At 50.9% G+C, this 271-nt stretch carries 1 protein-coding gene; it reads left to right on the top strand.

Translation table 11 applies throughout. The features are described 5' to 3' along the window. Positions 1 to 271, top strand: a 271-nt coding sequence (locus tag ACGF49_RS25205; protein WP_387493530.1) for an Rpn family recombination-promoting nuclease/putative transposase, incomplete at both ends; no start/stop codon positions are given.

Genomic DNA, 271 nt, shown 5'->3' with positions numbered 1-271 from the left:
CTCAAACCGGTGGCTGGATTGTTTTACGCTCCCCGAACAGGCTGCTCGCTTATACCGCCAGGCGTTTCCGTTGGTGGACGTCAGCGTGCTCAGCGATGAAGAGATCCTGACGCATAAAGGGGTTGCCCTGATGGAACTGGTGCAAAAACATATTCGCTGTCGGGATATGCAGGAATGGGTCCTCCAATTGGTGGAACTCTTGAATGCAGGGTATAATACAACTGAGCAGCGCAGTGTGGTGTTACGCTATATTTTACTGAATGGACATACG

Source organism: Photorhabdus sp. RM96S, assembly GCF_042879335.1.
In the GTDB taxonomy this organism is placed as follows: domain Bacteria; phylum Pseudomonadota; class Gammaproteobacteria; order Enterobacterales; family Enterobacteriaceae; genus Photorhabdus; species Photorhabdus kayaii.
The sequence above is the reverse complement of the archived record's forward strand: the minus strand, read 5'-3'. Positions and strand labels throughout refer to the sequence as shown.